The organism is Thermosynechococcus sp. QS41, from assembly GCF_031583515.1.
Taxonomy (GTDB): domain Bacteria; phylum Cyanobacteriota; class Cyanobacteriia; order Thermosynechococcales; family Thermosynechococcaceae; genus Thermosynechococcus.
In genome coordinates, this window is record NZ_CP134181.1 from 1,779,466 (window position 1) to 1,804,421 (window position 24,956).

Sequence of the window (24,956 nt, forward strand, 5' to 3'; positions counted from 1 at the left end):
CTACTGGCGTTGGTAATAAGCCCGCAACCCCTCGAGAAGCCGCTGATTTTCGCTGTCACGGCGCACCGCCACTCGGAAGTAGGAAGCGCCCAATTCGGGAAAGCTGCAACAATCACGAATCAAAATGCGATGCTGCTGGAGGAGGTAGGTTTGCAGGGGCAAAATGGCGTCCGTTGCTTTGATGAGTAGAAAGTTTGCCTTGCTCTCGGTCACCACCTTCAGTTCGGGCATAGTATTTAAGGCCGTTGCAAAGGCATGACGTGCTGGCGGTAACCATGCCCACGTCTGTTCCTGAAAGGGGCGATCGCCCAAAGCCGTCACACCCGCAATGATCGCCAAGCGATTCACACTCCAAGGATCGCGCCACGATCGCCAGCGTTGCCAACGTTCTGGAGAGGACACACCATACCCTAAACGCAGACCCGCCAGACTATAGAACTTCGTTAGCGATCGCAGAACAATCAAGTTCGAGTACTGAGGCACAACCCCCACTAGGGATTCACTAGCCGCCGGCGGCAAAAAGTCCATAAAGGCCTCATCCACGACCACTAAGGCACCCGTCTCTAGCAACGGCTGGAGCTGATTGCGAGACCAGAGCTGTCCACTGGGGTTATGGGGATTGTTAATGAGGATGGCATCTTCAGGGGTTAGGGAGGGCGCGATCGCCCCAAAGTCGCTTTGCACCCGGGCTAGGGGAATCGGCACAATGGGGCAAGCAAAAGACGCCAGTGCCCGCCGGTAGTCAGCAAAGGCAGGAGTAATAAGATAAATCTGCTGGCGATCGCCACACTCGCGACCTACCCAAGTCAATAACTCCGCCGCGCCGTTGCCCACCAAAAAATAATCCCTCGGTAGTTGATGCAGGGTGGCAATAGCATCCACTAAGGGACGGCAATCGGGATCGGGATAGTCGCGAATCGTGGGCAAAGCAGTCTGTAGGGCGGCAATCACTGAATCAGGGGGCCCCCAAGGGTTGAGACTGGCCGAAAAATCCAAAATCTCATCGGGAGCACAGCCAGCGATCGCTGCCGCCCAAGCTAAATTGCCACCGTGGCGGGGGGGCATTCAGACTATTTTTTCTTGCCCTTGGCCACCGGTTCGGGAGCTGCAGGCGGTGCAACTTTTTCTTTGAAGAGTTTCCCTGCTGAAAAGGCGGGAACGGTAGTTGCTGGGATTTGCATTTTTTCTTTCGTTTTCGGGTTGCGTCCCTCACGGGCCTTGCGCTCCCGCGGTTCAAAGGCACCAAAGCCCACTAGTGTCACTTTTTCTCCCTTGGCCACGGCCTCCATGATTTCCTCGACGGTGGCTGAGATAATCGCCTCAACTTGCTTTTTGGTGACGTTGTTGGTGCTATGGGCACGACTAAACACAGCATCCACGAGTTCAGCTTTATTCATGGGGATAACTCCACAGAAACATTAAAGGTTGTTAATTGAGGAACAAATGGGTGAAAGGCACGAAACCCTTGCCTCTGCTTGCTTTCAAGCCTCATTCTAGAATAGCCAGACCCCAACTGGAACCCTGAAACCTTTAAGATATGTGGTTTTCAGCCACTTTTATCCATTAGAAATTTCTCAAACCCTTGATTCATCAGTCTTTTAGTCTATTCCATCCTCTTTGCAGGGATAGTTTGGGGCAGTGACAGTTGTTAGAAAAATTAACAAATCACGGTGTCCCAAGGTCTGAATATCGCCCCAGAGAACAAAAAAGCCCCATAGCTGAGACGATGGGGCATTCACAAATTTCATGAATTTAATGCTTGGATTCGGAGGATTTGATCACAGCGTATTGGCGATGATCTATCCCCTAGGCATCATCCAAGGCGGCAATACCAGGAAGTTCTTTGCCTTCGAGGAGTTCAAGGCTCGCCCCCCCGCCCGTGGAGATGTGACTCATGCGATCGGCAACGCCCACTTTTTCAACCGCTGCCACAGAATCGCCACCACCAATAATCGTCGAGACGCCCTCACTGGTGAGGTCAGCCAAACAGCGGGCGATCGCCTCCGTGCCCTTGGCAAATTGATCAAACTCAAACACCCCCATTGGGCCATTCCAGATCACTGTTTTGCAATCCTTGAGCGCCTCTTGGAAGAGTTTGACCGAAGCAGGCCCAATATCCAGACCCATCCAGCCATCGGGAATCGCCTCGATACTGACCACTTGACTATTGGCATCGGCGGCAAAGTTATCCGCCACCACCACATCTGTGGGCAAGAGCAACTCCACCCCTTTTTCTTGAGCTTTGGCTTCGAGGTGTTTGGCTAGCTCCAACTTGTCTTCTTCCACCAAGGATTTGCCCACATTGAGACCCCGTGCTTTGTAGAAGGTGAAGATCATGCCACCGCCAATCAGCAGTTTATCCACTTTTTCTAAAAGGGCTTCAATCACGCCAATTTTAGAAGAGACTTTCGATCCCCCCACAATCGCAGCCAAGGGACGGCGGGGATGCTCAATGGCGTTTTGGAGATATTCCAGTTCTTTCTCAATCAAAAAGCCCGCCACGCAGGGACTGAGGTATTGGGTCACCCCAGCAGTTGAGGCATGGGCGCGGTGCGCAGTGCCAAAGGCATCATTGACATAGACTTCTGCACAGGCCGCCAGTTGCTTGGCAAATTCAGGATCATTTTTTTCTTCCCCCGGATGGAAGCGCACATTCTCGAGGAGACAGACATCCCCATTGGCCATTGCTTGGGTATGGGCCACCACGGCATCACCAATGCAGTCATCGAGCTTGGCCACGGGTTTGTGGAGCAGTTCCGAGAGCCGCTGAGCCACAGGGGTGAGGCGCAGTTTATCATCCACACCCTTGGGACGGCCAAAGTGGCTGACAAGAATCACCTTGGCACCTTTGCTGATCAGGTCTTGAATCGTCGGCAGTGCGGCGCGGATGCGGGTATCATCGGTGATGACACCATTCTCATCGACAGGAACGTTAAAATCCACCCGCACGAGGACACGCTTTCCTTCTAGGTCGGCAGCCGATAACTGCGCTACAGATTTTTTAGACACGCTAGAGCCTCCTAAATGCGTTAAAACATGGATGATAGTACTAGGGGCATAACAATCCCAGCCAGCGATGGAGTGACCCGTTACAGAACCCTCACCTGACCCTCATTCTACCCAAGGGCGTGCCCTTCCACTTGACTCCAATGAGGTGAACTCTATGTTCAAAACCATTCTTTTTCCCATTGACCGTAGCCGTGATACCCAAGAAGCCATGCCCACTGTGGTTGAGATGGTGAAACTGTTTCAGAGTCAGTTGTTTCTGCTCTCGGTGGAGGAAACCCCAGAACCCGATGCGGAGCTAGAGGCGGCGATCGCGGAATTTTTGAATCGAGTGAAGGAAGCCTTTGCCCAACACGCGATTGTGGCGGAAACACTGCTGCGGCGCGGCAAACCTGCCTTTGTGATCTGTGATGTGGCCGATGAGATCAATGCCAGTTTGATTATTATGGGTTGCCGGGGAACGGGTCTGACCCCAGAGGGGTTTCAAGAAAGTGTCAGCAACCGCGTGATTAATTTGGCGCCCTGTCCGGTCTTGGTGGTACCCTAGCGTAACTGAATCTTGCGGAGCTTAAAGTTTCGTCACAGGCGGCCTAGCCCTTGGGGCGATCGCCGATGATCAAGGAAAGTGAATGTGTTGTCTTGTGGTTGATCTGCATGCTGAATCCAACAGATGTAACGCCGACCGTATTTTCCCCTGCTGCTGATCAACTGCAAGCCCTTGGGGTGTACATCACCATCCATGGCCATTTCTATCAGCCCCCCCGCGAAAATCCCTATCTCAATGCCATTGAACACCAACCTAGTGCCCAGCCGTTCCACGATTGGAATGAGCGTATTTACTACGAGTGCTATCGCCCCAATGCCTTTGCGCGGATTCTCAACGATCGCGGTGAGGTCATTGGTATTGTCAATAACTTTGAATACCTCAGCTTTAATATCGGCCCGACGCTCTTTAGTTGGCTCGAACGCTACGATCTTGAGGTCTATCAGCGCATTATTGAGGCTGATCGCCACAGTTGTCAGCGCTTCAATGGCCACGGCAACGCGATCGCCCAAGTGTATAACCACATGATTTTGCCCTTGGCCAACTACCGCGATAAACTCACGCAAATTCGGTGGGGCAAGGCGGACTTTCGGCGGCGGTTTGGCCGCGAACCGGAGGGGATGTGGCTCGCAGAAACGGCCATTGACTATGAAACCGTAGCCGCCCTGATTCAAGAGGGGATTCGCTTTACGATTTTGGCGCCTTCCCAAGCCCAACGCTGTCGTCCCATTCTTGTCGACGGTGAAAGCGAGTGGATTGAAGTCAGTGGCAGCCAAATTGATCCGACCCGTCCCTATCGCTGCTATTTGCCGGGGGGCGATCGCCAGCGGGATTACTTGGATATCTTCTTCTACGACGGCCCCATTTCCCGGGACATGGGCTTTAGTGATCTGCTCACTAGCTCGCAATTTCTAGCGGGACGGTTGGGACAGGCCGTGCGCGGTGATCATCGCCCCAGTCAAATCATTGCCGTTGCCACTGATGGGGAAACCTTTGGCCATCACAAGTATGGCGGTGAAAAAGCCCTCGCCTATGCCTTTAAAGTGGAATTTCCACAGCGGGGCTGGCAGATCACTAACTTTGCCTACTACCTCAGCCTGTTTCCGCCCACATGGGAGGTGGAACTCAAACCCGTCACGGCGTGGAGCTGTGCCCATGGTGTGGATCGCTGGCAGGACAATTGTGGTTGCGGTGGGGGTGGTGAGTGGCATCAGCGGTGGCGACGCCCCTTGCGGGAGGCACTGAACTGGTTGCGGGATGAGCTAATTGAAATTTATGAAACCTTGGGCAGTGAGCTATTTCAGGATGTTTGGGCAGCCCGCGATGCCTATATTCAGGTGCTGGGCGATCGCTCGCCGGAGACTCTGCATCGTTTTTTGGCACAACACCAACGCCGCCCCCTGAGTCAAAGCGAGCAAATTGATGCCCTGCGCTTGCTGGAGATGCAGCACCATGCCCTGCTCATGTTTACCAGTTGTGGCTGGTTTTTTGATGAACTCTCGCGGCCTGAGGGGGTACAAATTCTCCGCTATGCGGCACGGGCGATCGAACTGGCAGGGGATGTTGCCGGCGTACAGTTGGAACCCGAGTTTATTGAGCGTCTGGCCGCTGCCCCCAGTAATGTGCCGCAGTTTGGCGATGGGGCAACGGTCTATCACCAGTTGGTGAAAACGGCTCAAATTAGCTTGCAGCAGGTGGCCGCCCACTATGCCATGAGTTCCCTCTTTAATAGCTACCCCCGCCAACATCAACTGTACTGCTATGAGATTGAGCAGGGGGATTATCATCTCCAACGCATGGGCAGCCTGACCTTGGCGATCGGCCAGATTCAACTCACCTCGACGATGACAACCGAGTCCCAACTGCTGATCTTTGCTGTCTTGCACTTGGGGGGCTGGGATTTCCACTGTGCGATTCAACCCTTCCAAGGGCGGCGGGAATATGGCCAGATCAAGACCCATCTCCTGCAAGCCTTCCAACAGGGGAGTGCAGCACGGGTGGTGATGGCAATTACGGAACGCTTTGGGGGGGTAGCCTACAGCTTGGATGATCTTTTTGCTGAGGAACGACACCGTCTCATGGGGGTGCTGGCGCGGGAAACCCTTACGCGCTTGGATCAGCTTTATACCCAAGTTTATCGCGATAACTACGGCATCCTGATGGGGTTTCAGCGGGATGGCCTGAATGTGCCCCAAGAATTGCAAGTCGCGGCAGCGGTGGCGTTGACCCATCGTGCCATTAGCCATTTGCGGAGTTTAGAGCAAGACCTGAGCGATCTCAGTGATTTGCCCTTGGCGGATCTGCAAAACCATCTGGCAGAATTGGCGGCGATCGCCCGTGAAGCACGGTTGTTGGGTTGTCACCTTAGCCTTCAAGAGCAACAGCGACTCCTTGAGCAGCAAATTAGCACTGGATTGCGTTATCTTGCCCACCACCTCGACAGTGACACCCTTAGCCAGTTGAGTCCCCTGCTGCAGGACTTGATCACCATTGGCGATGCCTTAGGTTTGAACCTGAATCTGGATCGGGCACAGGAGCAGCTTTATACCCTGATGGGTGAACTGCGGCAGAAGGGCACGCACCTCAGCGAGGGCGATCGGCGGCACCTACAAACCTTAGCTATCCGCCTCAAGGTTGATCCCCAACTATTGGTTGCCCTCTCTTCCTAGGGAAGAATCTCCGTTAAATCCAGCACGAATCCGGGGAGCAGGTCTTCCCCAAAGAGGTGCCGAGGGGCGATCGCGACTTCAGGGGGCATTTGAGAACGGTAGATTTCTACCCGTTGATTTTGCGGGTCAATCAGCCAGCCTAGGTGCAGACCATTGTCCAGATATTCGCGCATTTTGGCTTCGAGTGGCCGCAGATCATCACTGGCAGCGCGCAGCTCAATCACAAAATCGGGACAAAGCGGTACAAATCCTTGCCGTTGTTCGGGGGTCAAGGCGTGCCAGCGATCGCCTCGAATCCAAGCAACATCGGGACTGCGAATGGCGCCGTTGGGCAGCTTAAATCCCGTCGAGGAGTCAAAGGCAACGCCCAATCGGGATTGCTGATTCCAGAGGTACAGTTGAACAGCTATTTGAAGATGACGCCTGCCAGTTTCTCCACCTGTGGGGGGCATGATGATTAGTTCTCCACGGGGCGATCGCTCCAGCCGCAGATCAGGGTTTTGGCGGCAAATTGCGGCAAACTGCTCATCGGTTAGTTCCAGCACCGGTTGTAGGGCGATCGTCAGCATGGCTGAGCAGCCTCTCATCGCATTTCCACTACCCCAGTTCTAGCAAATTAGGAAAGTTGCCTCTGACCAGACCCAACCTACGTCCAGTTTCGTTAAAATCAGCGAACTAGCCCCATAGGTTGGCCTAGGTATCACCCAAAAAGTGTGTGAGGAGTACGTATGTCGTTAACGTCCCCAGAAATGGCTGAGGCGTTTGGTGCCGCTTCTGAACGCGGACTAATTCCCCGGGTCTTGCAACCGGCGTTGCACTGGTGGTTATCTGCGCAGTTGGAGCAGGCAACAGGCTTGGAAATTCAAATTCAAGGGGGCGATCGCCAGATTTTGCGGGGATACTTACCCCACGTGCGCGTTGCCGCAGCTAGCGCCAGTTATCGCGGTATTCGATTGCGCCAAGCAGCCGTCCAAGCGGAACAGATTCAGATTAATCTAGGGCAAGTGTTGCGAGGCAAACCCCTAAAACTCTTGGCACCAGTGCCGGTGCGCGGGGAACTAATTCTCAGCCAAGCCGATCTCGACGCCTCTTTGGGGGCGCCGCTCCTGCAATCCAGCCTACGGGAACTGCTGAAATTGCTCGATCAGCGCGGCTTGGGCAAAGCAGGGGTCAATCTGCAAGAGTGGCAATTGCGGCGTACGCAGGCAGAATTGGGTGCTGGGTGCCTCAAACTGGTGTTCTCGATGGTGAATGCCCAAGGGGAGCAGGCGGATTGGCATTTGATGACCCAAGTGCGCTTGCAGGATGAGCGAACCCTCTGCTTAGAAAAGGTGCATTGGCAAGGGGAAGGTGACCCTCACCCCACGGTGGCCATTGATTTGGGTGAGGGGGTGGCCATCCAAGAGTTGCGCCTAGAAACGGGTGCCCTCAGGGTGCAGGGAATGATTTGCATTTATCCCTAGGTTGCTCAGCAATGCTGCTACGCGCCCTAAATCCTTGATCCCCGGTTGGCTTTCCACACCACTGGCTAGGTCAATCCCTTGGGGTTGGGTTTGGACGATCGCTTGACGGCAATTTTCCGGCGTGATGCCCCCCGCCAGCCACCAAGGGCAAGGAATGGCTAAGTCTTTCAGCAATGTCCAGTCAAAGGGCTGCCCCGTGCCCCCCAACTGCTGCGGGTGATAGGCGTCTAGGAGAATGCGATCCACAATCGGGGCGTAGGCGGGAATCTCGGCGAGGCTGGCTGCCGATCGCACCCGCAGGGCTTTGATCAACACAATATTAGGGAAGGCATGGCGCACCTGTTGGCAAAACTCGGGCGATTCGCTGCCATGAAGCTGCAGTGCCTGTACCCCTGTGGTTGTGACTAAATGGGCTAATGCTGCTAAATCGAGATTGGCAACCACGGCAACAGTCAGTACTGAGGGGGGCAACTGGCGACAGATCTTGGCAATGGTTGCTGCCGGGACATAGCGGGGGGAATGGGGCACGGTAATAAACCCCAAAGCACTGACGCCCATTTGGGCGATCGCGATCGCCTGTTCGGGTAGAGTCAAGCCACAAATTTTGACAGCAATTTTGACAGGGACAGTTGAGTTAAGCATTTGTAACGAGATGCACCATTTTGTAAAGAACTAGCGGTGGGCGATCAGGCCGTTCCGTATAATTCATGGGCAATTGTACCCATTTAGGAGGAACCATGGTGTTAGCCACGCTCCCCGATACCACTTGGACGCCGTCTGTGGGTTTGGTGGTGATCCTCTGCAACCTGTTTGCGATCGCCATTGGCCGCTATGCCATTCAATCACGGGGAAAAGGCCCCGGTTTACCCGTTTCCTTGCCCGCCCTCTTTGAAGGCTTTGGTCTGCCCGAATTGCTGGCTACCACCAGCTTTGGTCACCTTTTGGCGGCCGGGGTTGTCAGTGGCCTACAGTACTCCGGTGCCCTCTAGGGTCGGAATACCACTGGCAATTTGACGGGAAATAAAGGGCAAAACCTCTGTATTCATACTGGCAGTGCGATTCTCAATAAAGACCACCAAGGTATAGGGGCAATGATTGGGGAGTTCAATATAGGCCGCATCGTGGCGCACCCAACTGGTGAGTCCCGCCTTTGACCACAACTTTGCCCCCGGAGGTAGCCCTTCCCCCAAAAAGCCCTGTACTTGGTTTTCTGGATCCTCGGCCAAAAGCTCTGGATCGAGGGAACGCTCCATCAGTTCCATCATCGCTTGACTGGCGCTAGCAGACACGGCAACACCGCCCACAATACTGTGGATTAACTTGGCCGTGGCATCAGTGGTCAGACGATTAGAATTCTGGCGATCGCGCCCGACAAATTCCTGCTCTCGTCCATAGGGGCCATCACACCACGTTTTTTGATTCACGTTGATATTAGTTAGCTCTGGCCACCCTAAGGATTGAAAATAGCGATTGACGATATTGCGCTGGTATTGCCATGTGCGAAAAGGTTCCGGTGGCAGCACCGGGCCACTAGTCGTCCCCGTGAGCATATCCACCACGAGGCTCGTGGCATCATTGCTGGAGTCCACAATCATATCCCGCAGGGCGCGTGCTAATTCCGCATCCGGCTGAAGCATACCGCTGTGGAGCCACTCATGACAGGCCACCAGATAAAACAACTTCACCACACTGGCCGGGTACATCGGCACATCGCCGCGATAATGGGCGCCGGGAATCGAATACTGCCAAAATTCTGCTGCGGTCAGCGCTCCGCCCGTATTCACGGGAATGGGGGGTGGATACACCAATAAGGTCAGGGCAATGTCCTCTTGTCCCAGCCAAGGAAAGTGTTGCCATGTCGCTTGGAGCGTCCGCGTCACCAAATCCGTGAGATAGGTGTTGGCCTGAAAAAAAATCATTGCCTGTTCCACTCCTACTCGGGCGATCGCTCGACGCCATTGCGAGCACCGGAATAGACCAAGCCCCGCTCCACATCCATAGTGAGAATCGTGCCCTCGCGGATCAGGCGGGTGGCATTTTTGACCCCGACAATCACTGGAATTCCCAAGCGCAACCCCAAGACCGCCGCGTGGCTCGTCAGGCTATCCTCTTCGGTAATAATGCCTGCCGCTTTGCGAATGGCTTCCACCAATTCAGCACTGGTGCGCTCGGCCACCAAAATTTCGCCACTATTAAACGTGCGAACTGGCATTCCTTCGTGCACCACCCGCGCCGGGCCACTCACCGACCCATGACCAATGCCACAGCCGCGTCCCATCACCGAGGTGACGAGTTCCACCTTGATCATATCCGTGGAGCCAGAGACTCCTTGCAGCGTGCCAGCGGTCATCACCACTAGATCCCCTTCCTCTAGGAAGCCCCGCTCCTGTGCCGCATTAATGGCTGCCTGAAACGACTGCCGCATCGAGGGATGATCCAGAGTCAGCAGTGGTTCGACCCCCCAGACTAACTGCAAGCGCCGTGCCACCTCGATATGGGGCGTTGCCGCCAAAATCGGAATTTGGGGACGAAACTTGGAGACATTGCGGGCTGTAGCGCCGCTCTTGGTTTGGGTAATGATGGCCTTGGCATGAAGCTGTGCTGCCACCTGTCCCACCGCTTGACTAATGGCATTGGGAATGGAACGCACCGCTATGGACTCAGCCACGGGCGGTTGCCGCAGTTGGGGTTGGTTGTCGATGCGGGCGGCAATCGTGGCCATCATCTTCACTGCCTCGACGGGGTATTCCCCCATGGCCGTTTCATTGGAGAGCATCACGGCATCGGTGCCATCGAGAATAGCATTGGCAACATCGGAAATCTCGGCACGGGTAGGGCGGGGGCTTTTCACCATGCTGTCCAGCATTTGTGTGGCCGTAATCACGGGAATGCCCAAGCGGTTGGCGGCAGCAATCAGCCGTTTTTGCAGAATCGGCACCTCTTCGGCGGGCAGTTCCACCCCCAAATCTCCCCGTGCCACCATGACACCATCGCAGAGGGAGAGGATGGCATCCATTTGTTCGATCGCCTCGTGCTTTTCGATTTTGGCAATCACCGGCACCTGCTTCCCAGCGTTGGCAATCAGTTCTTTGATCTCCAGTACATCTTGGGGATTGCGAACAAAGCTGAGGGCCACCCAATCTACCCCTTGATTGAGGCCAAACATCAGATCTTCACGATCTTTCTCTGTCAGAGCCTTAATGGAGAGGTAAACCCCTGGAAAGTTCACGCCCTTGGCATTCGAGAGCGTGCCGCCAACAACCACTCGGCAGTGGAGTTCACCCGCCTCCTTATCCACTTCTTCAACGACCATTTCCACGCGGCCATCATCCAGCAAAATCGTGGCGCCGGCGGGAACCTCCTGAGCCAAGGGGGGATAGGTAATCGAGCTAATGTGCTGGTTGCCCATGACGGAGCGACTGGTGAGGGTAAAGCGATCGCCCCGTTTGAGGGAAATGGCGCCCTGTTCAAACCGCCCGAGGCGAATTTTGGGGCCTTGCAAGTCCTGCAAAATGCCCACGGGTTGCCCCAACTCATAGGAAATTTGGCGAATCAGGCGAATGCTGCGCTGGTGATCGTCGTGGGTACCATGGGAAAAATTCAGGCGCAGGGTAGTCGCTCCCGCTTGGATAATGGCGCGCAGTTTATCGGGATGGCTAACCGCTGGACCAATGGTGGCGACAATTTTAGTGCGGCGTTGCAACGGCTGGTTCGACATATTCAACTTAATCGTTAGGCCTCAACAGGTTACCCTATTTTGCTTGACATGGGGAGACATGCAGGAGCGTTTTGGACATTGTCCTACCCACGGTAACGGCTGTTGGTGGCAATCGGGTCTTGTTTCTAGCCTACAGCGATCGCTCACCCCTTGAGCGAGGTGCAGCGGCTATAATTTGAGAATAATTCTCGCTCTTAACATCCTGCCTATGACGACTTCTTCCCTGCCTACAACTGCCAAAATGGAGGCAATGAAGCACGGCCTACCGGTAACTATCATTACAGGGTTTCTCGGTAGTGGTAAAACCACACTCCTCAATCATATTCTGACCAATCAACAGGGACTGAAGACCGCCGTCCTTGTCAATGAATTTGGGGAAATTGGTATTGATAATGAGCTATTGGTGACCCAAGATGAGGGCATGGTGGAGCTCACCAATGGCTGTATCTGCTGCACGATTAACAATGACTTGGTGAATGCAGTTTATCGGGTTCTCGAACGTCCTGACAAGGTGGACTATTTAGTCGTGGAAACAACGGGCTTGGCGGATCCACTGCCGGTGGCTCTGACCTTTTTGGGAACTGAGCTGCGGGATCTCACCCGTTTGGATTCAATTATTACGGTGGTGGATGCGGAGAATTTTAGTCTTGATCTTTTCAATAGCAGCGCTGCCCAAAGCCAAATTGCCTACGGTGACATTATTCTCCTCAACAAAGCAGATCTCGTGACTGAGGAACGCTTGCAGGAGTTAGAACGGCGAATTCACGAAATGCGGGAGGGAGCGCGGATCATTCGTACGGTGAAGGCGCAAGTGCCCCTGCCCTTGATTTTGAGTGTGGGGCTGTTTGAGAGCGATCGCTACTTCCAGCCTGAGGCAGCGCCCCAGCATTCAGAACACGACCATGAGCACCACCATCACGACCACGGTCACCACCATCATCATGAGTGTGATGACCATTGCGATCATGATCATCCTCACCCCCATCAGACCTCCAACCACCTTGAAGAGGATGGCTTTACCTCCGTTTCCTTCCAGAGCGATCGCCCCTTTGAACTGCGCAAATTCCAGTATTTTCTAGATCACCAGCTACCGGAATCCGTCTTTCGTGCCAAGGGCATCCTTTGGTTTAAGGAAAGTCCCCGCCGCCACGTCTTTCACCTCAGTGGTAAACGCTTTAGCCTCGATGATGAGGAATGGAAAGGCGATCGCAAAAATCAACTGGTTCTCATTGGCCAAAATTTGGATCATCCAACCCTGCTGACCCAGTTGGCCGCCTGTGTCACTGACGCATAACCCCCAATCATGGCCAAGCAACAGCGCAAAGAAAACCTTCCCAGCAAAATTTGTCTGGTCTGTGGGCGGCCCTTCCAATGGCGCAAAAAATGGGCGAATTGCTGGGAGGAGGTGAAGTACTGTTCTGAGCGCTGTCGGCGGCGGCGCTCCCAAGCCCAAAGTTAATGTGCTTTTGCTGGCTGAATCAAAAGGAATGGTTCTATGAAAGTTGCCTATATTTTTGCCACTGACATGGCCAGCACCTTTAAGCTGGCAACGATGGTTTTACCGCAGCTGGAGCGGGGCGATCATGGCGCTGAAGTGGTGGGTATGATGTTTTTTGATGATAACCTCTTTTGTTTGCGTTTAGGGGATCCCGTTGGTGAGCGCTTAGCCCGCATTGCCAAGGAACAGGGGATTTTACTCATGGCCTGTGATCAGTGTGCGGTGCGCCGTGGTTTGGCCGAAGGAACATTTGACGAATGTGGCACCGGTTCTGTCAAAGCCAAGGGGATGGTTGAAGGGGTAGTGTGTGGCTGCTTTCCGCAGTTTTATGCTAGCCTTGCAGGCAGCGGACTCGATCAAGTCATTACCCTTTGAGTCTCTGCTGAGGAAGATGAGTCAACCGTCAGTTGTGTTTTCCAGCACCCTAGTCTGTCCCCATTGTCACACGGAGCAAGCGGAATGGATGCCCAGCGATGCCTGTGTCGTGTTCTGGGAGTGTCCCCAATGTCATGCCCACCTCAAACCCAAGGCGGGGGACTGTTGTGTCTTCTGTAGCTACGGCACGGTTCCTTGCCCATCGCGGCAGCTGGAACACACTGGCGATCGCTAGAATTGGGGGTTGCTATCCCCTGAGGAAACCGCTATCGTGGGGGCGCTTTTGCCTCCCGTGAGTAACCGTATGCAGGCAATCTACGACTGTATTGTGGTGGGTGGGGGTGCTGCTGGCGGGTCAGCCGCCTATCATCTCGCTTGCCGCGGACGTCAGGTTTTAGTTCTAGAAAAATTGGCCTTGCCCCGCTCAAAGCCCTGCACTGGAGGGGTTTCACCCGCCATTGCCCAGTGGTTTGATTTTGATTTTCAGCCCGCCATTGCCGATACCACCCGCACTGTGCGCTACAGTTGGCAGCTCAGTGATGCCATTGAAGCCGAGTTAAGCATTCCCGAACCCATCTGGATTGTTGATCGCACGGTGTTTGATCAGTACCTGTTGCAGCAGGCACAACAAAGGGGTGCGGTTGTTACAGATCAGACCGAGGTTACTGGGATTACGTTCCAAGCAGATCGCTGGCAGATCCACACGGCAACCACGACCTATGGTGGGCGGTATCTCATTGCTGCCGATGGTGCCAATAGTCAAGTGGCTCAGTGGCTGGGGTTTAAGCCCAAAGTGGTGCGCACTGCGGCGGTGATGACCATCCCCAATCTAGGGGGGGATCGCGCGGCGCATTTTGAATTTGGCCTCGTGAAAAATGGTTACCTCTGGAGTTTTCCGAAGGGGAACCAGCGAACCGTTGGGGTTGCCGTTGTGCGGGGCAGCGATCGCCCCAATTGGGAACCGATTTTGCGACAGTATTGCGCTGCCCATGGGCTGCAGTTGGCCGACGATGCCATTCAATACCATCCCCTGCGGGTATGGGAGGGTCAGCAACCACTCCATACCCACCATGCCCTCCTTGCGGGTGAAGCGGCTGGTCTTGTGGATCCCTTTTCGGCTGAGGGAGTTCGTCCCGCTCTCTACAGTGGCATGCGGGCTGCTGAAGCCATTGACGCGGCTCTTGCTGGCGAAGTGGATGCCTTGGCCACCTACAGCAAAAGATTGCAGGAGGAATGGGGAGCGGATTTAGTGTGGGCGCAACGCCTCGCAGCACTCTTCCATCGCATGCCGAAGGTCGGCTACCACCTTGCCATGAAACGCCCCTCCGCTACCCAGCGGCTCGGTCAAGTCCTCTGTGGTGAGTTGCGCTATCGCGATATTGCTGGCCGTGCCATCCAACGGCTGAGCAGTGCGCTCATTCCCGGTCGCTAGATCTCCAGTTCAATCGCCGTGGGCTGATTGGGGGCGATCGCCAGCCCTTCGCGGACGCCGAGAATGCGAAAGACCTGAATTTTGCGCTCTTTGCCCTTGAGTTCCAACGGTCCCCATGCCTCGACCTCGTAGCGATCGCCGAGATACTCCAGCGTTTCCTGTGCCACTAAAATCCGACAGGGGCTAGGCTGGCGGTGCTTGTCCACACTCTCAAGGCGCGAGGCGGTATTCACACTGTCGCCAATCACACCGTACTCGAGGCGATTTTTACTACCGAGACTGCCGACCACAATCGGACCTGTGTAGATCCCCGCCCGCATCATCACCTGCGGTAGCCCTTGAGCCGCCCATTCACGATTCAGTTCCTCTAGCAGTTGTCCCAAGGCCAAGGCACAATCCACGGCATTGCGGGCATCAATGGCAATTCCTTCGCGGCTGGTTCGTTTAATGGGCACGCCAAACACGGCCATAATGCCGTCACCGGTGAACTTATTAATCACGCCGTGGTAGCTTTGTACCACATCCGCCACTTTTTCTAGATAGGCATTGAGCCAGTTAAAGAGTTCCTCCGGTTCCATACCTTCAGAAATGGTGCTAAACCCCTTCAAGTCAGTAAAAAGCAGTGTGGCAATCAGGCGTTGGCCGGGCAACTTACCATCCTTGAGGAGTTCATCCCGCCGTTCCCACATGGCAGCGGCAATTTCCGGCGAGATATTTTGGCCAAGGAGGCGCATCACCATTTGCCGTTGCTGTTGGGCTTGTTGTGCAGTGTAGGTGACGACTCCGCCACTGCCAAGGAGGAGGGTCAATGCTGGCGGTACAAGGGGCACCCAGCCCAATTTCAAAAACAAGCCATAACAGGCCAGCAGTAGGATGAGGAGAGCCGTGCCCACTGCCGTTGCTAGAGCCAAGGGATGGCGCACGCGCCAAGCAAGGATGGCACCAATCAATGCCCAAAGAACAATCCAAACGTTCTCCACACTGTTGGGCCAAAACCATATAACCGCGCGATCGCCCAAACCCGCATCAATGAATTGCCCCACCATTTGGGCGTGGATAAACACCCCTGCCATGCGCTGATTGTCCCGCAGGCCGGAACTAAAGGGGGTATAGAAAAAGTCTTTGCCACTTTCGGCAATGTTGCCAATGAGAACCACGCGATCGCGAATCAATGCAGGAGCAACCCGCCCATTGAGCACATCCTCCAAAGGTACCCAGGTCACTGCCCGCTGATCACCGCGATAGTTGAGCATAATTTGATAGCCCGCTGTATCTGCCCCCACATAGCCACCGTCATTGGGTTGCAGGGGTGTGAAAATACTTTGCCCCAACTGCATTACATTGGGATCGGCATCACTGCCCCGTGGCTCAATCCCCTCATCGGCTAAGTGTCGCAGCGCCAGCCGCAAGGAGAAAGAGTACAGCGTATTCCCCTGATCGTCCGGCAAAAAGAGTAAACTGCGACGGACAATGCCACCGGCATCCACAGTGACATCATTAAATCCCACCTGATCGGCACTGAGGGCCGCCGGCGGACGAATGGTTGGGTGAGTGGCATCCCCTAGTTTCGTGACCGCAAACAGGCGATCGGAACTTAACCAAAGGCGGTTTAATTCCTCATGTCCCGGCGGTACAGCAAAATCGCGGTAAATATCAAGACCAATGGCACGGGGCTGATGTTTGAGGAGTTGTTTTAGAGCTTGGGCGTAGATCTGATCCGGCAGCGATAGGGAGCGGTAACGTTGAATATCGGCTTCGGTGACTGCCACCACCAAGAGTCGCGGATCGGGGCCGGGCATAGGGCGCAATTGCATCAGGCGATCGTAGGCACCCAATTCCAGTGGTTGGAGCCAACCCATTTCGCGAATCCCAATCACCACCGTGCTGGCGATGGCACTGGCTACGACAATCAGGCCCAGATCAGCAAAGGTGCGGCGAAAGTGGGACAATAGGGGCAGCATAGCTTTGCAAGCAAGCAAGAGATTTTCTTCATCCTATCGCTATGAAAAATTACTTGGTAGCGACATTGGGCGATCGCCTCCAAGCCGAGGCCGTTTATACCCAGCTGGAAAAGGACGGCTTCCCCATGGCAAAGGTCGCCCTTTTGGGTCGAGGCTACAAACAGTGGTCAGAGTTGGGACTCACCGATCCCTTTCAAGTGGCACGCCAGCAAATGCAACGGATGTTGATCTGGCTTGTTCCCTTTGGCTTCTTTGCCGGTTTTACCTTTAACCAAGCGACTCAAATTGACATTCTGCCGATGCTGGATCGCCTCAACAATAGTCTTTTGGGGGGCATCTTTGGGGCGATCGCTGGCGCTCTCGGTAGTCTCACCGTAGGTGGTGGTCTGCAAGTGGTGATTACGGGTAAGTCGGGCATCCCCTTTGAAAAGCGATTGCAGCGGGGCAAATACCTGATCCTAATTCAAGGTAGCGACAGCGAGATTCGCCGCGCCGAACGTCTCCTCAAAGTGCAACCCCTAGAAAACCTGCAAAGCTACACCCTCGACGAGTAGGGAATGGTTTTCTCAAAACGGGAAGCTCAAGTCTCCCCCCTGATGTGGTATATTAAAAAATCGCGATGAAAGGGTCGGTGCCCGAGTGGTTAATGGGGGCGGACTGTAAATCCGTTGGCTACGCCTACGCTGGTTCGAATCCAGCCCGGCCCATAGAGATAAAAAAGCCTGAAGCCAAGGAATATCAGGGGTTTCAGGTTTACTATGTTTTTCGTAAGTGAACTATTTGTTGCTGTTGCTTGCTTAATAAAGGGGCAGAACTGGTCATGTTTTGGTCCAAAGTTTTCAAAGGCGGGCGATGGTCGCTTAGGACGTTCAGGAAAGGAATTGATGCAAAGGGGCAATCATGAGTGAACCTGTAACGCGATCTGAATGGAGTCAAGTGTTGGATGCCATCCAAGGGATGCAGGCCAGTCTTCAGGCCATAGAGAAAAAGCTAGATATTCACATTGCCACCAGTGGCGAGAGGTTCCAACGACTTGAGGACAAAATTGATGCCGTCGAGGCGAAGCTAGAGCAGCGTATCAATGCTGTTGAGGCCAAGCTAGAGCAGCGTATCAATGCTGTTGAGGCCAAGCTAGAGCAGCGTATCAATGCTGTTGAGGCCAAGCTGGAACAGCGCATCAATGCCGTAGAGGCGCAATTGTCGCAGCGTATTAGTGCCGTAGAGACACAATTGGGGCAGCGCATTGACACAGTAGAGACCACATTGCAGCAAATTGTCAAACGGCAGGATGGAACCGATGCTCGTTTGTGGGGATTCTTGGTGACGCTGCTAGTGCTGGCTGCTGGCTTAATCACTAAGCTGCTGTTCTTTGACACGCCACGCCTTTGATGAAGTTTTGCGAATCCAGCCCAGCCCATCAAAGTAAATAGGCAATTCCCCAAGCGAGAGCGAGAATGCCTAGCCAAGGGTGCCACATCTGTCGTAGGGGCGATCGCGCAATCTTTTGACTGAGGAGCAAACTGGCAAGGGTACTGACGACAAGTGTGGTCGTTTGCAGGAACCCGATCACTGCTGGATGGGCTTGCCAACTGGGCAAACTCGTGCCATCGAGGCCAAAGGTTGCAAAGGTTACGGGCAACAACTGACCCGCCTCCCCTAGACCAAGGGGCAAATAATAGGCCAAATTGGCACCCAGCACCAAAGGCAGATACCCATAGGCCAAGCGCACAAAGGGAACCGAGCCTTGTCGGTGTATCTGATGCCAACCCCATGCCAAGAGTCCCGGCAGAGCTAGCGCCACCACCGCAATCATCGCCTGCACGCCCAAATTGGCCTCTGCAAGTCCCAGCCATGCCAGAAGCAGCGGTAAACGGTGCAATACCACCGCCCCCAAGAGCAAAAACAGCAGGCAAACTTCAGCCGCCGTGGCCTCATGACTGGTCCAGAGATCAATAGCCGGCGGACGCAGATTCACTTCCACCGAGCGATGTGGGCAAGCCTTGAGACAGGTCATACACAAAACGCAATTGCGGTTATCCGTTAGTTGAGCCGGATGGGAATAGACGGGACAGCCCCCCGTTTCTTGACCTTCCCCAAGGGCGGGACCCCCTTTGTAGCATTGGTAGGTCTGGCAACTGGCAGCGCACACCCCCTGCTGTGCCCGCAATTCAAGAATGGAGAGTTTGCCAAAGAGGCCATTCATGCCACCAATGGGGCAGAGATAGCGACACCAAAAGCGACGTTCATAGAGCTGAGAAAAAATCACGGCTCCCGCTGTAATCAAGATCAGTAGCCAACTGGAGAGATAGGCCGTATTGGGTAAATCCCACAATTCTTCCCACAGGAGAATCACGGCAAAGAGACCAAAGAGCACCCAGCCCCCCCAGCGTTCCGCCAGTTGACGCGGCCAAGGGCGCAGCTTGCGCGGCCAAATCTTAAGGGATAGCCTTTGCAGGACTTCGCCGTAGATCATAAAGGGGCAGACCGCACACCAAATGCGCCCCAAGAAGGGAAAGATCAGCAATGAGACCGGCCACCACCACGCCCAGAAGAGGTTCAGGGTAAAGTTGTCTGGGCGATCTTGGGGTCCCCAGAGGCCAATGGCGACAATCAGCGGAAAAAGCCAAAGGGTCAGGCCATAGTTGAGGCGATCGGGCCACCACGGACTGCGTAGAAAAGCACGCAATTGGGGATAGGCATTGAGTAGGTTCCAACGAAATCGCCGTTGGCGCGATCGCTCCGGCCAAAAGACTTCTTCAGTGAGTAACTCCGCCCCGTCTGCTTGCACAAGGGCACGCTCCACCAGACTCGCCAACTCCCGCAAATTGCCGGGAAAATCATAACTTTGCAGCCGGCGTAGGGCTTCGGGGGTAATCTGAGGCTTAGGAATGCCCCGTTGCCGGCAGTAGAGGGCAATATAGTAATTCACCAAGGCTTCAATATCTGCTTTTGTCACCCGCAGTGGGGGTACTTTAATTTGGTGGTGCACCAGATTTTGGCAACCGCAGCCTTTCTTTTCGGCAATCAAGATCAATCGCCCCGGAAAGCGGCGGGAGGGTACGGGGGGGTCGGCGACGGGTTCATAGGTCTGTTCGGCCACAAGGCGGCGCAGTTGCGGATAGAGCTGGGCAGGCCATTCATGGACATTGTTGAGGATCAGGGTGCCCTCTGCGACCCAGTCAAGGAGACCTAGTTTCGTGGCTTTGCCAAAGAGTTCTGCCCCATTGGCGGATAGGGTGCCACAGTTAAAACGAATCAGGGGTTGGCGACGATCGCGCGAGCCATAATGAATTAGCGCAGCAATATTGTCCTTTTCCAGACCCGGTTCACCAAAAATCAATACCGGCTGGCGATCGCTCGCGGCCTCTTTAATCCCTTGGCGTAAGCGCACGGCATAGCGACTACTCCCCACAATTCCCTGTTTTACGCGCGGTACAAGATAGGGGCGCAAGACTGCCTGCCGCTCCTGCTCGTGGGCAAGATCACTGAGGGTACTTTGCAACTGCTGCGACACCTGTTGGCGGAGTTCGGGAAATTGATCAGCCAATGTGGCAAACACCTCGCGGGGCAATGTCCACAATTCACAGTCCGTGAGGGTAATCACTGTTTGCGGTGCCCGTTGCTCCAGTACCAGTTCTGGCCAGTGCAAAACCGTTCCCGGTGGCAGGGTCGTTATAGTGGCGGGGCGATCGCGGGTGGTGTGGTAGGCTTCCAGCTCTCCTGATCGCAGGATCATCAGATGAGTAACGGGTGTGTCTTCAAGGACAATGCGACGATTGGCCGCAATGGATTCTGTGCGCAGGGCGGCAGCGATCGCCTCTAATGCTGCCAAAGAAAGCGATCTAAGAGGAGTATGGGTTTGCAGCCAACTCAGGCGATCGGTCATCGAGGGCACCCCCCAACAATTAGTGATGAGGAAACACCTCACTACCTATGGCTCAGTTCCTCTACCAAACTACGCTAGGATTGTAAAGGTTTCTTACGCTCCTCAACGCTCTATTACAAAACCCGCAGGAAGTCGCTATGAGTCTGCCGATTCGTAATGTTGCCATTATCGCCCACGTTGACCACGGTAAAACCACTCTGGTGGATGCCCTACTGCGTCAGTCGGGTACCTTTCGTGAAGGGGAAGACATTCCTGAGTGCGTCATGGACTCCAATGATCTGGAGCGCGAGCGTGGCATTACGATTCTGGCCAAGAATACAGCGGTTCGCTACAAAGACTTGACGATTAACATTGTGGATACCCCCGGCCACGCCGATTTTGGCGGTGAAGTGGAGCGCGTCCTTGGCATGGTGGAGGGTTGTCTGCTGATTGTCGATGCCAACGAAGGGCCAATGCCCCAAACCCGCTTTGTCCTGAAAAAAGCCCTGGAAAAAGGTCTGCGCCCCATTGTGGTTGTGAATAAAATTGACCGGCCGCAGGCAGAACCCTACAAAGCCATTGATAAGGTGTTGGACTTATTTATTGAACTGGGGGCGGATGATGATCAGTGCGAGTTTCCCTATCTTTTTGCTTCGGGCTTGGCGGGCTACGCAAAAACAGATCTAGACGAAGAGGGCAAGGATATGCAGCCCCTCTTTGAGGCCATTGTCCGCCATATTCCACCGCCTGTGGGCAATCCTGATGCGCCGCTGCAACTTCAAGTGACCACCTTGGATTACTCGGAGTACCTAGGGCGAATTGTCATTGGCAAAATTCACAACGGCACCGTGCAGGTGGGACAGCAGGCGGCCTTGGTCAAGGATAACGGCCAAATTGTCAAGGCAAAGATGACCAAACTCTTGGGCTTTGAGGGACTGAAGCGGATTGAATTGGACATGGCCAGTGCCGGCAATATTGTGGCGATCGCTGGCTTTAGTGATGCCAACATTGGCGAAACCATCACCGACCCCAACAACCCCCAAGCCCTACCCCTGATCAAGGTGGATGAACCGACCCTGCAAATGACCTTTGCGGTCAATGACTCCCCCTTTGCCGGTCAGGAGGGAACCTTTGTGACCTCGCGGCAATTGCGCGATCGCCTGTTTCGGGAACTGGAAACCAACGTGGCACTGCGGGTCGAAGAAACCGACTCCCCCGATCGCTTTGCCGTTTCTGGTCGGGGTGAATTGCACCTTGGCATTCTCATTGAAACGATGCGCCGCGAAGGCTATGAATTCCAAGTGTCCCAGCCACAGGTGATCTATCGTGAAGTCAATGGTCAGCCCTGCGAACCCTACGAATGCTTAGTGCTCGACGTTCCCGATGAAGCCGTTGGCGGCTGTATTGAGCGCCTCGGCCAGCGACGCGGCGAAATGCAGGATATGCAGGTGGGGGGCAATGGTCGGACGCAACTGGAGTTTGTGATTCCGGCGCGGGGTCTCATTGGTTTCCGGGGCGAATTTATGCGCCTAACGCGCGGCGAAGGGATTATGAACCACAGCTTTTTGGACTATCGTCCCTTGGCAGGCGAGATCAGCACCCGTCGCAATGGCGTCTTAATTGCCTTTGAGGAGGGCACGGCCACCTTCTATGCCCTGAAAAACGCCGAAGATCGTGGTGTCTTTTTCATTACCCCCGGCACCAAAGTCTATAAGGGTATGATTGTCGGTGAGCACAACCGTCCCCAAGACCTCGAAATCAACGTCTGCAAAGCCAAACAACTCACCAACTTCCGCTCCTCAACGGGGGATGAACTAGTGCAACTGCAAGCACCTGTGGAAATGAGCCTAGAGCGGGCACTGGAGTACATTGGCCCCGATGAACTGGTGGAGGTAACGCCCCAATCCATCCGACTGCGGAAAATGAGCAAGAAGCTGGCACGCCGCTAATGCTGACGAATGCCTTTTTTGCCCTCTCGCTGTTTCCCTATTTGGGGTTCTTGTACTTCATGACCCGCAACCCCAACACCCCCCGTTTAGCCCTCATTGGCTTCTATGGGACACTGGTGTTTGTTGCTGTCACCATTCCAGCGGGACTCTATGCCCAACAGGTCTATGGCACAACCTTGGCCAATGTGGATGGGTTGCACGGGGGGGCAGAATTTTTTCTAACCTTGGCCAATATCCTGATTGCCTTGGGCTTTCGCCGCGCCCTCAGGGAATCCTCCTAACCGCCTATTGCCAGCGGCATAACCAAAGAAAGCGCAGCCAACTACGCAGGAGTGCCAAACCCGCTAGTGCTGCTACTGTAAAAAGAGCGATCGCACCCCCCAAAGCTTTGGCTGACCACAACATCGCCCCCGCCAAAAGGGTAAAACCAGCCAATCCCAAATAGACTAAACAAATTAACAAACTCTCAATGCGCCGCAGTTGCCGCTCCATGGTGGGATTGCGCACCGACAGTTGCAGTTCGCCACAAGCCAAGCGATCCTCTAACTGTTGCAGCCGCACTTCAAGGCGACTGGGCTGCTGTAATCGCTGGTTGATTAGGGTTTGGGTTTGGTGAATCAGTTCTCGCCAGCCCCCCCGCGAGCGACGCATGAATTCCTTGACAAAGGGTTGGGCCGCCGCACTCAGGTTGTACTCAGGGTCTAAACTGCGGGCAATCCCATCGAGGGTTGTGAGGGACTTGAGAATATAGGTCATCTTTGCGGGTAGGCGAAAGGGCTGCTGCTCAAAAAGGGCATACACATCCTGTTGCAACTCCCGAAAGGCGGTTAAATCCACAGGCCGTTCGGTAAATCGATCTAAAATCAATTGCATAATCCGTTGTAGGGGGACTCTATCGGTAACAGGCATCAATAGCCCCAGTTCAATTAAGGCAGCAATCACGCGATCGCTATCCTTTTGCAGCACCGCAAAAAATGTTTGTACCATCTGCTGCTGATTCAGGGCTGGTACTTCCGTCATCATGCCGTAGTCATAGAAGATCAGATCACCTTCCTTGGTCACGGCCAAGTTCCCCGGATGCGGATCGGCATGGAAAAAGCCATCAACTAATAACTGCTTGAGATAGCAACAAATTCCCCGCTGGTTAATCATCTGGGGATTCAAGCCAAAGGCTTCGATGGCGGCGCGATTGTCAATGCGAATGCCGGGGAGATACTCCATCGTCAGGACATAGCGGCAAGTATGCGTCCAATAGACCTTGGGGACGCGAATATGGGGGTCTTGGGCAAAGTTGGCACGAAAGCGATCGGCATTTTGCCCCTCTTGAACGTAATCAATTTCCCGCAGCAGAATACTAAAAAACTCCTCATAAATCTCTTGGAGGGCATAGGGACGGAGAAAGGGCAGCCAGCGATCGCCCCAGCGAATGAGTTCACCAATGGCCAGATAGTCCAGATACAATTTCGCCTCTAGATGGGGGCGTTGTACCTTGATAACAACTTGTTCACCACTGTGGAGCGTTGCGCGATGGACTTGACCGAGACTGGCGGCTGCAAGGGGTTTGGGATCAAAGGTGGCGTAGAGATCGGCAAGGGGTTGCCCCAAGTGCTGCTCAATCAGGGCGATCGCCTGTCGCGAGTCAAAGGCAGGCACCTGATCCTGTAGCTTTCTTAGCGCTTCAATGTATGCCGGGGGCAAAAGATCAAAACGAGTGGAGAGAAACTGACCAATTTTAATAAAGGTCGGTCCCAAGACCAATAATTGCTGTACGAGCCAACGCGCACGTTGAGATTGGGCGCGATCGCTCCGCCGCCGCCAAGTATAGTCCCACAGCAGTTGACTCCCAAAGCGCCCCAACACCCCCACAATTTGGCTCACACGGCGAAACAGGAGCCAGCAACTCGGACGATAGGTAGAGGCAGTAACCAGCATTCAGCAGCAATCACAAAAAGTGCCCAACCTCAACAATACTCCCTTTTTCACGGGCATTCAGACTTGCTCGCCCCGATTCTCTTCTGCCGTGTCTATGATGAGAACTAGAGTCCTGATCGGAATTTGCTATGTCGACCACACGTCAATTTAGTAGCTTCAGCGATCTCCTAGCCACCACAGACAAACCCCTCTTGGTTGACTTTTATGCCGACTGGTGTGGTCCTTGCCGCATGATGGCGCCGATTTTAGAGCAGGTCAAGCAAGTTTTGAAATCGGCTGTTGAGGTCGTCAAAATTGACTCCGAGCGCTATCCCCAACTGTCGAGTCAATACCACGTTCATGCTCTGCCAACCTTGATTCTTTTCCACCGAGGCCGTGAGGTTCAGCGCTGGGAAGGGGTTCAGCCGCCAGAAGTTCTCATTGACGCCATTCGCCGCCTGTAAAATTCTTCAAAAGAAAGGTGTTTGAGGAATCAATCAGGATTGGCCAATATCAGCTATTGGACATTGCTCGTACCACCGTTGGCGGGGGGCGTCATCGGCTA

General features: G+C 54.3%; 24 protein-coding genes and 1 tRNA gene. 15 read left to right on the top strand and 10 right to left on the bottom strand.

Annotation, left to right across the window (positions count from 1 at the left end; genetic code table 11):
• The 3 genes from cobD to RHJ80_RS08765 form a co-directional block, all read right to left on the bottom strand.
• Positions 1–1,065 (bottom strand): threonine-phosphate decarboxylase CobD, encoded by a 1,065-nt coding sequence (cobD, locus tag RHJ80_RS08755; protein ID WP_310800804.1) that lies wholly within the window; start codon positions 1,063–1,065, stop codon positions 1–3.
• 5 nt (positions 1,066–1,070) lie between these two features.
• Positions 1,071–1,397 (bottom strand): HU family DNA-binding protein, encoded by a 327-nt coding sequence (locus tag RHJ80_RS08760; protein ID WP_310800805.1) that lies wholly within the window; start codon positions 1,395–1,397, stop codon positions 1,071–1,073.
• Positions 1,398–1,806: 409 nt separating this feature from the next.
• Positions 1,807–3,009: a phosphoglycerate kinase gene (locus tag RHJ80_RS08765; protein ID WP_310743688.1), complete on the bottom strand. Its 1,203-nt coding sequence runs from the start codon at positions 3,007–3,009 to the stop codon at positions 1,807–1,809.
• 154 nt (positions 3,010–3,163) lie between these two features.
• Here RHJ80_RS08765 and RHJ80_RS08770 point away from each other — a divergent pair, with 154 nt between their 5' ends.
• On the top strand, positions 3,164–3,553 hold the full coding sequence (locus RHJ80_RS08770; protein WP_206199852.1) for a universal stress protein: 390 nt from the start codon (positions 3,164–3,166) through the stop codon (positions 3,551–3,553).
• Positions 3,554–3,660: 107 nt separating this feature from the next.
• On the top strand, positions 3,661–6,219 hold the full coding sequence (locus RHJ80_RS08775; protein ID WP_310800806.1) for a DUF3536 domain-containing protein: 2,559 nt from the start codon (positions 3,661–3,663) through the stop codon (positions 6,217–6,219).
• On the opposite strand, the gene RHJ80_RS08780 is transcribed toward RHJ80_RS08775, so the two are convergent.
• Positions 6,216–6,806: a Uma2 family endonuclease gene (locus RHJ80_RS08780; protein ID WP_310800807.1), complete on the bottom strand. Its 591-nt coding sequence runs from the start codon at positions 6,804–6,806 to the stop codon at positions 6,216–6,218. The two genes, RHJ80_RS08775 and RHJ80_RS08780, sit on opposite strands and share 4 nt — an antisense overlap.
• A 141-nt stretch (positions 6,807–6,947) precedes the next feature.
• Between RHJ80_RS08780 and RHJ80_RS08785 the strand changes: the two genes are divergently transcribed.
• Positions 6,948–7,682: a DUF2993 domain-containing protein gene (locus RHJ80_RS08785; RefSeq protein WP_310800808.1), complete on the top strand. Its 735-nt coding sequence runs from the start codon at positions 6,948–6,950 to the stop codon at positions 7,680–7,682.
• Here RHJ80_RS08785 and RHJ80_RS08790 read toward each other — a convergent pair.
• Positions 7,632–8,324, bottom strand: coding sequence for a phosphoribosylanthranilate isomerase (locus RHJ80_RS08790; RefSeq protein WP_310800809.1), 693 nt, complete (start codon positions 8,322–8,324; stop codon positions 7,632–7,634). The two genes, RHJ80_RS08785 and RHJ80_RS08790, sit on opposite strands and share 51 nt — an antisense overlap.
• Positions 8,325–8,419: 95 nt before the next feature.
• Here RHJ80_RS08790 and psaK point away from each other — a divergent pair, with 95 nt between their 5' ends.
• On the top strand, positions 8,420–8,671 hold the full coding sequence (gene psaK / locus RHJ80_RS08795) for a photosystem I reaction center subunit PsaK (RefSeq protein WP_225901542.1): 252 nt from the start codon (positions 8,420–8,422) through the stop codon (positions 8,669–8,671).
• Here the strand turns inward: psaK and RHJ80_RS08800 are convergent.
• Entirely contained in the window at positions 8,648–9,601 is a 954-nt protein-coding gene (locus RHJ80_RS08800; RefSeq protein WP_310743692.1) for a serine hydrolase, read from the bottom strand. The genes psaK and RHJ80_RS08800 overlap by 24 nt on opposite strands.
• Before the next feature lie 14 nt (positions 9,602–9,615).
• Entirely contained in the window at positions 9,616–11,400 is a 1,785-nt protein-coding gene (pyk, locus tag RHJ80_RS08805; protein WP_302676097.1) for a pyruvate kinase, read from the bottom strand.
• Between the two features lie 208 nt (positions 11,401–11,608).
• Between pyk and RHJ80_RS08810 the strand changes: the two genes are divergently transcribed.
• From RHJ80_RS08810 to RHJ80_RS08830, 5 genes are all read left to right on the top strand, one after another.
• Entirely contained in the window at positions 11,609–12,694 is a 1,086-nt protein-coding gene (locus RHJ80_RS08810) for a GTP-binding protein (RefSeq protein WP_206199859.1), read from the top strand.
• A 9-nt stretch (positions 12,695–12,703) separates the two neighbouring features.
• Entirely contained in the window at positions 12,704–12,859 is a 156-nt protein-coding gene (locus RHJ80_RS08815) for a DUF2256 domain-containing protein (protein WP_310800810.1), read from the top strand.
• Positions 12,860–12,895: 36 nt separating this feature from the next.
• Positions 12,896–13,273, top strand: a complete 378-nt coding sequence (locus RHJ80_RS08820; protein ID WP_149818687.1) for a SaoD/DsrE family protein — start codon at positions 12,896–12,898, stop codon at positions 13,271–13,273.
• Positions 13,274–13,289: 16 nt separating this feature from the next.
• Entirely contained in the window at positions 13,290–13,508 is a 219-nt protein-coding gene (locus RHJ80_RS08825; RefSeq protein ID WP_206199861.1) for a GDCCVxC domain-containing (seleno)protein, read from the top strand.
• Between the two features lie 69 nt (positions 13,509–13,577).
• Entirely contained in the window at positions 13,578–14,705 is a 1,128-nt protein-coding gene (locus RHJ80_RS08830; protein ID WP_315863376.1) for a geranylgeranyl reductase family protein, read from the top strand.
• On the opposite strand, the gene RHJ80_RS08835 is transcribed toward RHJ80_RS08830, so the two are convergent.
• On the bottom strand, positions 14,702–16,666 hold the full coding sequence (locus tag RHJ80_RS08835) for an adenylate/guanylate cyclase domain-containing protein (protein ID WP_310800812.1): 1,965 nt from the start codon (positions 16,664–16,666) through the stop codon (positions 14,702–14,704). The two genes, RHJ80_RS08830 and RHJ80_RS08835, sit on opposite strands and share 4 nt — an antisense overlap.
• Before the next feature lie 41 nt (positions 16,667–16,707).
• Here RHJ80_RS08835 and RHJ80_RS08840 point away from each other — a divergent pair, with 41 nt between their 5' ends.
• The 3 genes from RHJ80_RS08840 (at position 16,708) to RHJ80_RS08850 (ending at position 18,055) form a co-directional block, all read left to right on the top strand.
• Positions 16,708–17,220 (top strand): hypothetical protein, encoded by a 513-nt coding sequence (locus RHJ80_RS08840; protein ID WP_206199863.1) that lies wholly within the window; start codon positions 16,708–16,710, stop codon positions 17,218–17,220.
• Positions 17,221–17,291: 71 nt separating this feature from the next.
• Positions 17,292–17,373: transfer RNA gene (locus tag RHJ80_RS08845), tRNA-Tyr, on the top strand.
• 193 nt (positions 17,374–17,566) lie between these two features.
• The gene (locus RHJ80_RS08850; RefSeq protein WP_310800813.1) at positions 17,567–18,055 is read left to right on the top strand and encodes a hypothetical protein; all 489 of its coding nucleotides are present in this window, start codon (positions 17,567–17,569) and stop codon (positions 18,053–18,055) included.
• Positions 18,056–18,083: 28 nt separating this feature from the next.
• Here the strand turns inward: RHJ80_RS08850 and RHJ80_RS08855 are convergent, their stop codons facing one another.
• Positions 18,084–20,552, bottom strand: coding sequence for a cyclic nucleotide-binding domain-containing protein (locus RHJ80_RS08855; protein WP_310800814.1), 2,469 nt, complete (start codon positions 20,550–20,552; stop codon positions 18,084–18,086).
• 137 nt (positions 20,553–20,689) lie between these two features.
• On the opposite strand from RHJ80_RS08855, the gene typA reads away from it, so the two are divergent.
• Both typA and RHJ80_RS08865 read left to right on the top strand, forming a co-directional pair.
• Positions 20,690–22,480 carry a translational GTPase TypA gene (gene typA / locus RHJ80_RS08860; RefSeq protein ID WP_302676090.1) on the top strand — a complete coding sequence of 597 codons (1,791 nt, stop codon included), beginning with the start codon at positions 20,690–20,692 and terminating at the stop codon, positions 22,478–22,480.
• Positions 22,480–22,761, top strand: a complete 282-nt coding sequence (locus tag RHJ80_RS08865) for a DUF3593 domain-containing protein (RefSeq protein WP_149818699.1) — start codon at positions 22,480–22,482, stop codon at positions 22,759–22,761. The genes typA and RHJ80_RS08865 overlap by 1 nt, the downstream gene beginning before the upstream one ends.
• A gap of 4 nt (positions 22,762–22,765) precedes the next feature.
• Here RHJ80_RS08865 and RHJ80_RS08870 read toward each other — a convergent pair whose 3' ends face one another.
• On the bottom strand, positions 22,766–24,412 hold the full coding sequence (locus RHJ80_RS08870) for an AarF/ABC1/UbiB kinase family protein (protein ID WP_310800815.1): 1,647 nt from the start codon (positions 24,410–24,412) through the stop codon (positions 22,766–22,768).
• Between the two features lie 128 nt (positions 24,413–24,540).
• On the opposite strand from RHJ80_RS08870, the gene trxA reads away from it, so the two are divergent.
• Entirely contained in the window at positions 24,541–24,855 is a 315-nt protein-coding gene (gene trxA, locus RHJ80_RS08875; protein WP_310438191.1) for a thioredoxin, read from the top strand.
• Positions 24,856–24,956 lie beyond the last annotated feature (101 nt).